At 43.0% G+C, this 13,341-nt stretch carries 18 protein-coding genes and 1 pseudogene; 11 read left to right on the top strand and 8 right to left on the bottom strand.

Annotated features, from left to right (window positions below; all coding sequences use genetic code 11):
- Positions 1 to 84 precede the first annotated feature (84 nt).
- The 4 genes from GB993_RS01295 to GB993_RS01280 all read left to right on the top strand — a co-directional run bounded on the left by GB993_RS01295 (position 85) and on the right by GB993_RS01280 (position 1,482).
- Positions 85 to 387, top strand: coding sequence for an AbrB/MazE/SpoVT family DNA-binding domain-containing protein (locus tag GB993_RS01295; RefSeq protein ID WP_238331559.1), 303 nt, complete (start codon positions 85 to 87; stop codon positions 385 to 387).
- Positions 388 to 416: 29 nt separating this feature from the next.
- Entirely contained in the window at positions 417 to 731 is a 315-nt protein-coding gene (locus GB993_RS01290) for a type II toxin-antitoxin system PemK/MazF family toxin (protein ID WP_347877336.1), read from the top strand.
- A gap of 138 nt (positions 732 to 869) precedes the next feature.
- Complete coding sequence (locus tag GB993_RS01285; protein WP_161002770.1) at positions 870 to 1,055, top strand: small multidrug resistance protein; 186 nt, start codon at positions 870 to 872, stop codon at positions 1,053 to 1,055.
- A 175-nt stretch (positions 1,056 to 1,230) separates the two neighbouring features.
- A complete protein-coding gene (locus GB993_RS01280) occupies positions 1,231 to 1,482 on the top strand; it encodes a hypothetical protein (RefSeq protein WP_017262540.1) in 252 nt (83 codons plus the stop codon).
- Between the two features lie 89 nt (positions 1,483 to 1,571).
- On the opposite strand, the gene GB993_RS01275 is transcribed toward GB993_RS01280, so the two are convergent.
- Positions 1,572 to 1,955 carry a carboxymuconolactone decarboxylase family protein gene (locus tag GB993_RS01275; protein WP_161002769.1) on the bottom strand — a complete coding sequence of 128 codons (384 nt, stop codon included), beginning with the start codon at positions 1,953 to 1,955 and terminating at the stop codon, positions 1,572 to 1,574.
- Positions 1,956 to 2,086: 131 nt separating this feature from the next.
- Between GB993_RS01275 and GB993_RS01270 the strand changes: the two genes are divergently transcribed.
- On the top strand, positions 2,087 to 2,455 hold the full coding sequence (locus tag GB993_RS01270; protein WP_161002768.1) for a MerR family transcriptional regulator: 369 nt from the start codon (positions 2,087 to 2,089) through the stop codon (positions 2,453 to 2,455).
- A gap of 30 nt (positions 2,456 to 2,485) precedes the next feature.
- The gene (locus GB993_RS01265; protein WP_161002767.1) at positions 2,486 to 2,800 is read left to right on the top strand and encodes a hypothetical protein; all 315 of its coding nucleotides are present in this window, start codon (positions 2,486 to 2,488) and stop codon (positions 2,798 to 2,800) included.
- 60 nt (positions 2,801 to 2,860) lie between these two features.
- Here GB993_RS01265 and GB993_RS01260 read toward each other — a convergent pair whose 3' ends face one another.
- The 4 genes and pseudogenes from GB993_RS01260 to GB993_RS01245 all read right to left on the bottom strand — a co-directional run bounded on the left by GB993_RS01260 (position 2,861) and on the right by GB993_RS01245 (position 5,195).
- A complete protein-coding gene (locus GB993_RS01260) occupies positions 2,861 to 3,205 on the bottom strand; it encodes an iron-sulfur cluster biosynthesis family protein (RefSeq protein ID WP_161002766.1) in 345 nt (114 codons plus the stop codon).
- On the bottom strand, positions 3,206 to 3,781 hold the full coding sequence (locus tag GB993_RS01255; RefSeq protein ID WP_161002765.1) for a TetR/AcrR family transcriptional regulator: 576 nt from the start codon (positions 3,779 to 3,781) through the stop codon (positions 3,206 to 3,208).
- A gap of 144 nt (positions 3,782 to 3,925) precedes the next feature.
- A pseudogene (locus GB993_RS01250) lies at positions 3,926 to 4,333 on the bottom strand (GNAT family N-acetyltransferase); the annotation flags it as partial.
- A gap of 172 nt (positions 4,334 to 4,505) precedes the next feature.
- The gene (locus GB993_RS01245) at positions 4,506 to 5,195 is read right to left on the bottom strand and encodes an ArsR/SmtB family transcription factor (protein WP_161002764.1); all 690 of its coding nucleotides are present in this window, start codon (positions 5,193 to 5,195) and stop codon (positions 4,506 to 4,508) included.
- A 116-nt stretch (positions 5,196 to 5,311) separates the two neighbouring features.
- Between GB993_RS01245 and GB993_RS01240 the strand changes: the two genes are divergently transcribed.
- From GB993_RS01240 to GB993_RS13230, 3 genes are all read left to right on the top strand, one after another.
- On the top strand, positions 5,312 to 6,073 hold the full coding sequence (locus GB993_RS01240) for an ABC transporter ATP-binding protein (protein ID WP_161002763.1): 762 nt from the start codon (positions 5,312 to 5,314) through the stop codon (positions 6,071 to 6,073).
- A complete protein-coding gene (locus GB993_RS01235) occupies positions 6,054 to 6,818 on the top strand; it encodes an ABC transporter permease (RefSeq protein ID WP_161002762.1) in 765 nt (254 codons plus the stop codon). The genes GB993_RS01240 and GB993_RS01235 overlap by 20 nt, the downstream gene beginning before the upstream one ends.
- 425 nt (positions 6,819 to 7,243) lie before the next feature.
- Positions 7,244 to 7,369 carry a putative holin-like toxin gene (locus GB993_RS13230; RefSeq protein WP_431188873.1) on the top strand — a complete coding sequence of 42 codons (126 nt, stop codon included), beginning with the start codon at positions 7,244 to 7,246 and terminating at the stop codon, positions 7,367 to 7,369.
- Positions 7,370 to 7,689: 320 nt separating this feature from the next.
- Here the strand turns inward: GB993_RS13230 and GB993_RS01225 are convergent, their stop codons facing one another.
- On the bottom strand, positions 7,690 to 8,424 hold the full coding sequence (locus GB993_RS01225; RefSeq protein ID WP_161002760.1) for a class I SAM-dependent methyltransferase: 735 nt from the start codon (positions 8,422 to 8,424) through the stop codon (positions 7,690 to 7,692).
- Positions 8,425 to 8,665: 241 nt separating this feature from the next.
- Between GB993_RS01225 and GB993_RS01220 the strand changes: the two genes are divergently transcribed.
- Positions 8,666 to 10,159 (top strand): amino acid permease, encoded by a 1,494-nt coding sequence (locus tag GB993_RS01220; protein ID WP_161002759.1) that lies wholly within the window; start codon positions 8,666 to 8,668, stop codon positions 10,157 to 10,159.
- 149 nt (positions 10,160 to 10,308) lie between these two features.
- Complete coding sequence (locus GB993_RS01215) at positions 10,309 to 11,772, top strand: MDR family MFS transporter (protein ID WP_238331558.1); 1,464 nt, start codon at positions 10,309 to 10,311, stop codon at positions 11,770 to 11,772.
- Positions 11,773 to 11,981: 209 nt separating this feature from the next.
- Here the strand turns inward: GB993_RS01215 and GB993_RS01210 are convergent, their stop codons facing one another.
- Entirely contained in the window at positions 11,982 to 12,326 is a 345-nt protein-coding gene (locus GB993_RS01210) for an MmcQ/YjbR family DNA-binding protein (protein ID WP_161002758.1), read from the bottom strand.
- Between the two features lie 12 nt (positions 12,327 to 12,338).
- The gene (locus GB993_RS01205) at positions 12,339 to 13,295 is read right to left on the bottom strand and encodes a zinc-binding dehydrogenase (protein WP_161002757.1); all 957 of its coding nucleotides are present in this window, start codon (positions 13,293 to 13,295) and stop codon (positions 12,339 to 12,341) included.
- Positions 13,296 to 13,341: the final 46 nt, after the last annotated feature.

The following is a 13,341-nucleotide window of genomic DNA, read 5'->3' as shown; positions in this document are numbered from 1 at the left end:
ATCGTGCTTGCGTATGTTATATGTAATCAAATAAATTGACTTGGTGAGTTTTACAAAATATGGTAAGGAGGTAAGATTTAAGATATGACAAATGAAGGCAGTGCCATGACCAAAAATAATTTTGAACCCCTTACGACGCGACTCTCTAGCAAAGGCCAAGTGGTCATCCCTGCTGAAGTCAGAAAACAACTCGGGTTATCTGCTGGGGATCAACTTTCTGTCGATATTGACAAAAATAATAATATTGTTTTGAAAAGCCGACCGACCCCTCTCGAGTGGCACGACCTCATCAAAAATATTCCTATTGAGGATGTTGATATTGATAAAGAGGGTCATTATGACCCTCAAAAATCACCACACTTTGATGAATGGATGCGTGAAAAATAATGACTAACATCCATCCAATGCAGCTCTAAATTGCAAACGTCCCTTTCGATGAAGGTCATATTTCAAAAGTTCGGCCAGCATTGGTTATTGAGGTAACCGCTCAGCAAGTGATTGTTTTTAAAATCACCAGCCAGTATTCTAATAAGTCAGATTTTATACAACGGTTGTATTATCCAATCAAACAATGGCAATTAGCAGGGCTAAATGAGCCATCCTATGTTGATACACATCGGGCTTATGCTTTAACACGTGAACGTGTTTTTGCACATCGTCCAATCGGTGAACTGACCTTGCTGGACGTCGTTAACTTATCTACATTTCTCAAACAGCAACACTTTCTTTAGCGATTTTATTCTTACCATAATCAGCTTTACCAATCCTTACGATTTAACTACTTGTATCCGCCAGTAGAAATGCTAGAATTTGGGCACAGTTAACGAACTGCGTTAATTGACACGTTTAAAATTTAGGAGGGTTCCTCAATGGGACTATTAATTGGACTGGCCATCTTACTGATTTTTGGGCGGTTCATCGGCAAGGCTGTTTTCTGGATTTTGGGTACGCTGGTCGTGGTCGCAGGATTTGTTTTCTTCGCCCACATCGCCATTTGGTTAGTACTCATCTTCTTAGCCATCGGCGGACTGTCGTTTCTCGGCCGCAGTTTCTAACACAAAACTGATTTGATTTAAAATGCAAAAAACAACGCCACGATCTCGACCAGCCTCTATGCTGGTCGAAACCGTGACGTTGTTTTTCGTTAAGATAGATTTCATGCATTTATCGTCCCACCCACGTACAATGAGGGCATTCGATATTATCAAACTGAAATTGGAGAATTAACTTATGATTGAATTTCGCTACGATACACAATGTCTAATTGATGGTCACGACCTTGACGAGGATAAAATTGACGCCTACATTAAAGCTCATTTCAAAGGTGACAGTTTGATTGCCGTTGGCGATAGCAACCTTATTAAAATTCACTTCCACACCAACGAACCATGGGACATTCTAAAGTACTGCGCCTCACTAGGTGAAATTTTCGACATTGTCGTTGAGGATATGGATCGGCAATCCCGAGGATTGAAGGGCTAACCGTCAGTTTGAACAATTGAAAATAGCAGTTGCCAGAACTAAAAACTGACAACTGCTATTTTGTGTTTATTTGACTGCCCCAAGACTAACTATTTACGTGAAGCAAAAACTCGTTTGGCTACTGCGACTGCATTTAACACCTTTGGAAACCCAACGTATGGCAAGCACTGAATGAAACTTTCGACAACTTCCTGCTCGGTCAGCCCAACGTTAAGGCAGCCATTAATGTGAACCTCCATTTGTGCGGCGGTATCGCCCTGCGTCAATAAACTCGTGACCGTGATCATTTCACGCTGCTTGAGATCGATCCCTGACCGCGAATAAATGTCACCAAACGCAAATTCTTCAATGTACGTCGCAATGTCTGGCGCCACACCCGCCAATCCTGACATGACATTTGTCGCCGCTTCCGCATCAACCTCCTTCAATTTTGCTTGGCCCCGTTTCAAACGACTATTTTCATTTCCTTGCATCAATATGAACTCCCTTTCCCTTAAGATTGGAATAAGCCTACTATCTGGAGTTAACTCCATGTCAACTAAAGTCTTACACTTTCTCTATGGTGACAACTGTTCTAGACCAAAATTATCTTAGGTGGCGAAATATGTACAGTATTGGTGAGTTTTCAAAACTAGTCGGGATGCCGATCGACACGTTACGTTATTACGAGAAGCTCGATCTCATCACGCCTGCTCGTTCTCACACCAACAAACGTGAGTACTCTGACGCGGATATTCACTGGATTGCGTTTATCAAACGACTTAAAAGCACTGGCATGCCGATGAAACAGATTCAAGCCTACGCCCAGTTGCGTGATATTGGTGACGCCACCATCGATGAACGACTGGACCTCTTAGCCAAACAGCGCCTTCGTTTGAAAGGTCAACAACAGTTGATCCAGCAACATCTCGATTTTCTAGACCAAAAAATCGACAGTTATCACAAACGAAAGCAACAGCTCAATCAAAACTAAGTATCAACCAGAAAACTCGGGGGAAATTACATGCTCATTTTTATGCGTCGGTTGATCGGCATCTATGCACTTATTTATCTCATTTTGCCTTGGTTCAATGTCCGCAAAGGTGGTTGGGCCAGCGCTATTACAACGGTCATCGGTTCACTATTCCTGTTGGCCGCAGTGGGCGATTTTCCCACTAATGCAACGATTCCGTTCTTAGTAATCGGGATGGTGTTGATTTCAAGCGGTGCGCTAATGGCGAGTCGGCGGCTATTTGGTGCTGATATTCATTGGTCACATTACCTGCTTCGCCTCGCCGTTGAAATCGTCTTGCTTGTCCTGTTTATCATTGCCAGCTAAACTAAAAAAGCTTCTAAACTTGCACAGACTTGAACTGGCTAGTTTGGAAGTTTTTTTGTTTTATAGACGAATAATATTCAAGTTTGATTCCAAAATTGCCTGGTCACTTTGCAACTCGAAGCGATTTTGAACTTTCTTGTACGTAATCTCCATGTTCTCATCTAAATAAAACGCCGTCTCATCCGTAAAGTACACTGGCCCAAGCGATGTTTGAAATTGTTCAGTAAAGTCGTCGGGTATCTTTGCTTGTGGACAGATGAATATTCGATACATTAGTCCGTTTTCTCCCAAGACCGGCGATAATGGTCCGATCCCATCATCTAAATCTAGCAAAAGTACCTCATGCGCTGCCATTTTTGACGCCAATTTTTCCTGCGCTTCATGTGAAAATGAAAGTTTCATCATTTATCCCTCCGCCTTAATCATTGCCAACGTAGTGTTAACCGTTTCATTAATGGCCTGTGACTGCCGACCGTTTGCTAAATCAATCTGGATTCCGTTATGAATCGTTCGTAGCATGCTGGCTAATTGTGCTTGTCTTGAGGTAGTCAAACTGATTGCCGGTAATTGTGACAAGAGTCGTTCAAACGCCGATGTTAAGTGATCAAATAAGGTATTGTAAGTGGCCATTAACTCAGCTGATTGGTCGTGACGTTCACTAATTGAATTAATGACCATACAACCCTTTGGATAAGTCGCTAATGGCCAGTTGAGAATTAACAATTGTTTCATTTTTGTCCAAACATCACTCTCACTTGCCATAATGTCATCAATCTCGCTGTCGGCCATCGCAACATAATGCTTCAGTGCTTTTAAATACAAAGCATCCTTATTGCCAAACGTATTGTATAAGCTCTGTGCTTTCACACCCGTTTGCGTTGCTAAGTCTCTTATTGCCGTTTGGTTAAACCCGGCTTGCCAAAAAATAATCATTGCCTGTTCTAATAGGTCATCTTCTTCAAATTGTCGCTGTCTTGGCATGTGTTTTCTTCTTTCTTTAACAACTGTTCAAAAAAGTATAATCCATTTTGAACAATCGTTAAAGAATAAAGTGACTATTTCAATTAATAAAAAAGCAACAGTCACAAATGACCGTTGCTTCGCCAAAACTAAATTCATTAACTTTTAAATCGTGACCAACGACGCGCATCGACTGAGCCGCCTACCAAAATTAATAGCATTGGGTAAAATCTCCTGTTCTTCAAAGCCACAGGCATGAGCAACTCCCAAACTCGCTTGATTATGAGTCGCAATTTTCAAATCAATTCTTTTAAAATGCAAGTCTTCAAAACCATAGCGGACAAGACGTTCAACGGAAGCACGCATGATGCCGCGACCCTGCGCACCTTCGCTTAGCCAGTAACCAATCTCAGCCGTTTGATTGATTCTATCTAATTCAACAAATCTGATTCTACCCACCAGCCGTTCTTGCCAATAAATACTAAATTGCGTGGGCTGTCCGCGGTCAGCCAAGACTGCAATTCGAGTAGTGCGTTCCTGATCAGCTAATGTTTTAACTTTGAGGGCCCATGGTAACCACTTACCAAGGGTATTGCTGGTTTTGCGTAATTAGCTGAAAGTACGCTGGGGCTTCACTTTGCTGCAAAGAACTAAGTTTGAGTTGGTTATTAACTTGTAAGATCATTGCTCATCATCTCTTTATCAGCTTCTGATTTTTAAATTTTTCAAATCTATGTCCATAACATTAAACACTGAGCTGAAGGCGTTGTTCAAGAAAATCATGACCAGAATCTGTCACCACCAACGCTCGCGCATCTTTGCCACGGACCAAATACTCATGATCCAACAAAAACGTTAGAATACCATGACCAACCGCGCCCCCAATGTGATCTTTACGTTCGCTCCAATCTAAGCAAGGTTTACAAAAGGCACGCTTTTTCTTCATCAACTCATCTAAGTTCAAATTAAAAGTACTCGATAAAAATGTTTGACCACTTGGTGTTACGTTAAACTTTGTACTTTCCAAAACGATGGCGCCATTTTCAAGCAATTTATCCGTAATAGCGACACCAATTCGACCTGCCACATGATCATAACATGTTCGACAATAATATAACTTTTTATACTTCAAACTCTTGTTTAGAGAAGCGACTTTCTTCTCAGGCGCAACCGGACTCAGCGTTTCAAACAGTGTTGCGACGTCTGATCGAATCAACGTGTAGTAATGAAAACGCCCGTACTTCTCTAGTTTTAGCCAGTTAAGGCCGACCATTTTTTGTAAATGATATGTTGCCGTTTGTGGGGTGATTTTAGCAGCTAAGGCCAGTTCATTGACTGTGTGAGCACGGCCATCCATTAACATATCCACCATTTTAACTCGTGCTGAGTTACTAAAAATTTCCACGATTGCTGCCACATCTGGTGCCTCATTCATATTATCACCGCCGAATTCCATATTTCGAAGATCATCGAGTTGACCTCATGATACATTAAATTTCAGTGAGAAACGACATTTTTCACCAAATTTAGTTAATTCGGAGGTTGATAACCATGAAACCCATTCTTGAAGTTTCTCATTTATCAAAAAAATATGGTTCCTTTACAGCCGTTAATGACATTTCGTTTCAGTTGCAACGCAACCATTGCATTGCTTTATTAGGCACAAATGGTGCAGGCAAGACAACAACCATGAAAATGATCTACGCAGCAGCATCCATTACTCACGGCAGGATCACCGTGGATGGCTTCGACGTTAAAAAGTCGCCCTCAAGCACAAAAAGGGCGCTTGGCATTGTATCTCAAGAGGACTTATTGGATGGTTCACTTACTGTTTACGAAAACATGATCGCTCACGGCCTGTGCTATGACATCCCCAAACGTGAGCTGAAAAAGCGAACACAGAACCTGCTAACGTTTGCCGGTTTAGCAAATTACGATGACAAACAAATCAGTGATTTGTCTGGTGGCATGCGGCGCCGTTTGGTGCTGGCACGCGCTCTTCTCAATCATCCCAAAGTAATCATTCTTGATGAGCCAACAACCGGTCTGGACATTCAGTCACGTCATGTGATTTGGAAAAAATTGGATCAATTAAAAAGTGAAGGCGTTTCTCTGTTGCTCACGTCTCACTATATGGATGAAGTCCAACGGTTAGCCGATCAAGTATTAATTATTCACCGTGGCAAGATTCTCGCTTCTGGTGCCCCAGACACGTTGCCAGCAAAGTATGGTTATCAGTCACTAGAAGAAGCTTTTTTGGCACTTACCGATTTTCACGAGGAGGATGATCACATTGTACAAGCTCTCTCTTAGATCCATCAAACACGTCATTCAGCGTAATTACATGAGTTTTCGAAAACTTTTCAAAGTATCTGTATTTCCAAACTTACTTGATCCAATTCTGTATCTGATTGCAATGGGAATTGGCTTAGCAAACTTTGTTGGTAACGTTGAAGGCATGCCCTACTTTCTGTTTGTAACATCAGGCTTAGTCGCTGCCACCAGCATGAATGCAGCAACCAATGAGGCAACGACAAACGCGTTTATTCAGATGCGGGTTGAAAAAACTTATTACGCTGTTAGCATGACGCCGGTTAACCTACAAGACATCATCATCGGTCAAGCAATTTGGGCTGGCATTCGTGCTACCATTTTCGGCACGCTGTTTTTGATTATTGCAGGATTTTTAGGTGCTATCCATAGCTGGCTAGTTATCTTTGTCCCATTTCTTTTATTCCTTAATGGTCTCTTGTTCGGATTACTGGGCCTGATTTTTACGTTGCTTGTGCCTAATCGCGACTATCTTAATTACTATGCCATGCTTGTCATTCAACCAATGTACATGTTTTCGGATACATTCTTTCCCGTCGCCAATATGCCACGTTGGCTTCAACCATACTGCTGGCTGTCGCCCCTATACCATGCCGTTAAAGTCTGCCGTGGTCTGATGTTGGGCAATCCAACTGGCATTTGGTTTCATCTGGGTTGGCTAGTTGTGGTTGTCATACTCATTGCCGGATTGCCAATTTATCTCGTGCATCGACGATTGGTTTACTAAATGTAATTTCAAGTATTTTCACACCTCTGTTTCTTTAAAAACCTAGATAATATATTTTGCAAAAAATCAGTGACACGACTTGATATTAAAGGATTTATAGTCACACGAAAACATCATGTAGCTGTTATTAAAACGGCATGAAATCCTCATCAAAGTTGAGGATTTCATGCCGTTTGCTTTGCTATAATTTTGATTACCGAGAAGTGAAGACGGTTTTGAGAGTGCTCATGAAGCACGGGAGAAAGCGAGCAATAACGTAAACCGACAGATGTGAAGGTGAACTTTGCCTTTACATCTGTCGGTTTGGGTTATGCACAGCTTTCTGTGCGTCAGTGACACGTTTGGTGACTTTTGGTGTATTTTACACCTGAAAGAAGATGGTGCTAATGGGGTAAGAAACTTTTACCGTATTGTCACAGAATCTGATGGAAAGGAGTTACCTCGTGTCCGTAAAGGATGCACTGCAGCTAATGCTAGAGTTCGCCATGTTTGTGGTGGCACTTTTAGCGTTAGTCGTTCAGTTAATAGTGGTCATTATGACCTGCTGTTAACATAAAAAAACGGGCAGTCGTCTCAACTTTGGCTAGCTGACGATTACTCGTTTATCGTAAGCACCACCGCTTTTGCGGATCGGTAGGGATGTCATTCGCAGTGACATCCCTTTTTACGTGTTCATTATATCATCAAAGGTACTGTTAAAAGCAATTTTTTTAATCAGTAAATAGTCGGTAGAGGCCCTCTCCAAAATAACTCTATGATTTTAAAAAGTAGAGTTCTGCCCAGAATAGGTACAATTCACCTCATCAAAAAAGGTTAGTACTTGTCGTGGTCATAACGCCGTCCACAGAAGTGCTAACCTTTTTAAACATTATTACTTTTTAATCCCCTGAATAACATACGAAGACATCCACGGACCACTCCACCAGCCATTAAAACCGGCTGACTTGAGCTCAATATCTTTAAGTCCCAAATCTTGTAGCGCAACTTTATATTCACGGTCATTGTGATTCGTATCCACAATGATGAGTCGGCCACCTGGTTTTAACGTTCTAACTGCTTCACTCAAAGCAATTTTGCGTTGAGCAGCCGGTTTAATGTTATGAAAAGCGAAACTAGAAACAACGAAATCATAAGCGTTGTCGCCCGTTGGCAGTTTCGTCATATCACCAGTCAATAACGATGTTCGGTCATCGACACCTGATGCCACCAAGTTAGCCTGCGTTTGTTCACTGCCGTTATTGGATTGATCACGTTGACGCCACAGATCCAAACCAGTCGCATGACCATGCGCACCAAGACGCTGGGCAAACTCAATTAGAACTGCGCCATGACCACAACCTAAATCAAGCACTTGAGCATCCTTTGGAATTGACATGTTCGACATGATTTTTTGCCAAATTATGTATTTCCCACGAAGAGTAGTGTGGAAAAAGATTAGACCACCTGCCAGCATAACGATTCCTAATGTTAACGTTACCCACGATGTTGGATAACTGTGTGAAAATGCCCAGTTAATAAGTATCAGGATACCAGCGATTAAGTACATTATCGGCACAAACGGTGCGTCAATTCCTCGGGTGATGCGTTTATGTGTTGGTTGATTCATGTATTTTCCCTTTCGAGTCCCACTTTTGCAACAATTTTTACAGTGTAACATTGATAGTTTGCTTTGAGAAGTTTAGACCACACCCATTTTTATCCAAAATCTAACATCAGTTGAGAAAAATGGATCGGCGCCAATAAAAAAGCAATCTGGAGTAGATTAGGATTTTGACAGTCACTAATTCAAATCGATAAAATAATGTAAACAATAATTTTTAAATTATGTATAGTGAGAGGTTTCCCTCATGAAAAAGAATGCTTCACTAAGTGCTTTTGGCTTTTTCACATTAACGGCTGCCATGCTTATGTCCGCCGACGAATATCCAGCCTTTGCTCAGTCGGGACTGATGGCGACCCTGTTGTTAGTTGTCGCAGGTATCTTCTGGTTTTTACCGGTGGCACTAGCCTCTGCCCAAATGGCGACGATGCCTGGATGGAGTGACGGTGGCATCTATACCTGGGTCAAGGGTACGCTGGGACATCGAGCCGGTTTTGTGGCCGTCTTCTTTCAGTGGTTGCAAATTACCGTTAACTTTATCACCATGACTTACTTCATCATCGGGGTAATGGCCTATGCGCTAAACTTGCCGGCCCTTAACACCAATCCGTGGTTAAAGCTCGCCGCTTTTCTCACGATTTACTGGGTCATGACTGTTTTCCAGCTTAAGGGCATCAATGATACCGATCGGTTGGTAAAATGGACATTTATTCTTGGGATTATTTTGCCTGCGTTAATCCTGTTAGTTTTCAGCGGCATTTACGTTGCCACGGGGCATCCCCTTCAGTTTGCGACAACCCTCTCGACTAACAGCTTCACAAGTGGCCATCCATTAACGTTAATTGTGCCTTACATTCTTGCGTTTACCGGTATTGAAGCCTCTGCTTCCTACGTTAACAATCTCAAACGACCGCAGCGTAACTACCCGATTATTATGCTGACGCTGGTCGCCTTTGCCATCATCATCGATTCGTTTGGTGGCTTATCTGTAGCCGCCGTCGTGCCTTTAAAAGACCTGTCACTTAACCAAGGTGTTATTCAGGCTATCAACAGCATGGTGGCCATTATCCTCGGACCGACCTTTGCACCGCTGGTAAAAGTCATTGGCTTGCTCATGGCAATCGGTATGCTGGGTGAAATCAGTTCTTGGATCGTTGGTCCCGTTAAATCATTGCTAGTTACAGCCGAGGACGAAATTTTGCCAACGACGTTTAACAAAGTGAATAAGCATCAGGTACCCGTACACCTTGTTCTCTTGCAAGGAATCATCGTTTCCATCATTGCTTTCGTATTAACGGTTGTTATCGGCGGCAACAATGGTGCATTTGCCATGGCGATGGCCCTCACTGTTATGCTCTATCTTGTCACGTATCTGCTTCTATTTGCCGGTTTTATCGTTCTTAACATCACTGGCAAAAGCCGTCAAGCAGCTTTCAAACTCCCCGGTGGCCGTTTTGTCTGTTTGCTTATTGGCGTAATTGGGTTCATCACTTCTGCGCTAGTGTTTGGATCAACATTCTTCCCAACAGCCAACGCACAACTACCGGCCTTCACTTATACGCTCGTCATGGGTGGTTTCTTCCTGCTCATTCTTGGCGTAACTTTGTGGCTTTACTCTCGCAGACGGACATCCAAAACCCAGCGACCTTGGCACGTCCGCCATCTCAACCACGACGAAGTCCCCCGTTTTACTCAAATTCAGGGACGTGGTGAACACACGATTGATCCGTTGGATAAGTAAGCCCTGCCTAACTCAATATCCTTTGCGTTACGCTAGGCTAAAACAACTTTGTGAGTTCACTTTAAATAGTCATACCTTTTATTTGTTGAGATTTTTGAAATGTCCTAAGATAACGCCATCAAATCTGACAAAGGTCGAGGACACACTATATGACTCGTAAAACATCGACAACCCCTGTGATGATTGCAATTCTGCTGGCTACTTTTATGAGTTCGGTGGAAACGACCATTATCACGACAGCATTGCCAACCATCATCAGCCAGTTACACGGTCTCTCTTTGCAAAGCTGGGTATTTACGGTTTACCTGCTTGCAACGGCTATTTCTACGCCTATCTACGGTAAATTTAGCGATCGTATTGGTCGCAAACCAGTGTTTCTAGTCGGATTAATCCTCTTCACGCTGGGCTCACTTTTGTCCGGATTTGCGCCCAGCATGCTGTTTTTAATCGTGACCAGAACCATTCAGGGACTTGGTGCTGGCGCGATTATGCCAATCACATTCACAATTATTGCGGATTTATTCAGTTACGAGCAGCGCGCCAATGTCTTGGCACTGAATAATACAGCTTGGGGAATTTCAGCACTAGCAGGCCCGTTACTTGGTGGCTTCATCGTCGATCAATTAAATTGGCACTGGGTATTTTTTATTAATATTCCCATTGGCATCGTGGTCTTCCTACTAGTCGTGTTCACCTATCATGAGAAGGCATTTGATACCGATAAACAGCCAATGGACGTTGGCGGTATTGCAACAATTTCACTGTCTTTAATCAGTTTATTACTCCTATTTCAAAATCTGAGTCACTCACATGCCGTCGTTTCAAACGTCATTTTATTCATGCTCTTCTTGGCTGGTACTCTATCGTTCATTTTAATTGAGAGACGGGCCGCCGACCCGCTAATTCCACTATCAATGTTTCGCAATTCGACCTTTGCCGCGCAAATCATTATCGCGCTGCTACTCAGCGGCGCTCAAATCAGCTTTCAAGTTTACTTTCCAATCTGGCTACAATCTATCTATGGCGCTTCGGCGGCTACAGCCGGGTTAGCAATTACACCAAGCCCAATTATGTGGCTGTTGGCCTCCTTCCTTGTGGGCGGTTTGCTTAAACGATGGGCACCGCGAACGATTATTTTCATTGTCGTGCTGATCATGTTAGCTGCTTATGTGCCAATTCTTATAAGTACACCGCGGTTTCCACAGGCTGCGTTTTATGTCATTGCCGGCTTTACTGGTGCAGGTCTTGGCATTATTATCACAATTAACACCATCATCTCACAGCATTTAGTCAACAAAGATAGTGTTGGGGTAGCCTCTTCAATCTTGACTCTGGGGCGTACACTTGGCCAAACATTAGCAGCGGGCATCTACGGTCTTATTTTTAATCGCGCTATCAGTGAACAGCTCCATGTTCATACCGGGATTAGCGCCAAAGCAGTTGATAATTTCGTTAATGCCAGTGGCCATGCCGGTGTTCCTTCGTCTTTACGACCAGCATTATCCAGTATCCTGCTCTACTCGTTACATCACGTATTTTTGCTCGTGCTAATTTTGTTTTCAGCCGCGATTGTTGTTAATATCTTCGACAAGCAAAAAACTGTTTTGCACTAAAACAACGATTACAAATAAACTACATTCAAACGTCTCAAGGTCTCCGTAACTATCGAGCTAACTTTTGCACTGATAAGCACAATCGGTTTAACTTTGTAGCCTAAAAACTGCCATGTCTATTTTTTCAGACATGGCAGTTTTGTTTAGCATTATCTTCTAGCAGCCCAATTCCAGAACAAAACAAAGTTATTTTGCATCAGAGAGTACACTCACTTCTCTGTCAGTGCGCTACTTTCCCTGATCATCCCAAGTAACTCCTGTGGTTGAACCTCACAGTGATTAACATCAATGGTGTTCCAGTGCGTTTTATTCATATGGTAGCCAGGTTCAACACCCCTAAGTTTGCGTGCGAATTCACCGTGTTCAGGACTGAGTTTTAGATTAATCAGCAGTTTATCATCCTTGATGAATACCATCGCGAGGATTTTTCGATTCCGGTGATGGCGAATGATGTTCCAGTTAATTTTTTCATGACTGCTACCACCATTAAAAGGATGGTCAAGATCCCCACCTGTTTCGTCTATGACAATCTGAATAAGCTCTTTTTCAGTCATGAAAGCCAGTCCTCACTTTGTTAGCTCATCCGTCGTTACAATGACCTCACCCATTTTTGAATTAGCCATCACATAATCCTGAGCAGCCGCGATATCATCCAGTGTAAACACTTTTGAAATCGGAATACTGATGTGATGATCCCGAATAAGACCAAACAGCTCATCAATCATGGCCTGATCAAAGTAATTTGAATCATAAGCCGTTAAGTATTTATCCACCATTTCAAACGGCGAAAAGTCTTTCATTTCCCATTCACCGGCCAGCAAGCCAATCACACAACAAATCCCTTGGCTCTTCACGTGTTTGACCGAATCGCGCATCGTTACGGTCCCGACTAAATCAACAATGCCGTCAAACTGCTTGTCCGTTTGCAACTCACCGTCCTTGTCCAACACGACTTCATCGGCGCCACTTGCAGTAACGTCTGCCATCCGTTCCGGTTTCCGTGTTGTGGCAGCCACGTTCAGTCCCATTGCCTTTGCCAGTTTGATCATCGCTAACCCGACCGCCGTCGTGCCACCACGAACAAGCATCGTATCACCAGCATTCAAGTGCAACGATTTAATAGAACCAAACGCCGTCACAAAGGTTTCAGGATATTGGGCCAAATCAATCCACGATCCATCGAAATCAACAGTGTACAGTTGTTTGTTCGGAACCAAGGCATATTCTTGCTCACTACCATCGAATTCACGACCAAAACCACCATTCAGCGTGATAACTTTCTGACCGACTGTGAGACCTGAACCAGGCCTTGTCTCTGCAACTTCACCCACGGCCTCAACACCGATGACCCGTGGAAATTTAACGCTAGGTGAACCGCCTTCACGTGTCAACACCTCATAGCGATGCACACCAAATGCGTGAATCTTAAGGACTGAGTGCTCTGCATCCGCAACAGGCATTGGCCGGTCAACGATTTTTAACACATCTGCATGACCTGGTTCGCTAATCACAACTGCTTTCATATTCTGTTCCTCCTAGAATTAACCTGTTTCGTTTTGTCATTATTCA

The sequence above is a fragment of the Furfurilactobacillus milii genome (assembly GCF_009864005.1).
GTDB lineage: Bacteria > Bacillota > Bacilli > Lactobacillales > Lactobacillaceae > Furfurilactobacillus > Furfurilactobacillus rossiae_B.
The sequence above is the reverse complement of the archived record's forward strand: the minus strand, read 5'-3'. Positions and strand labels throughout refer to the sequence as shown.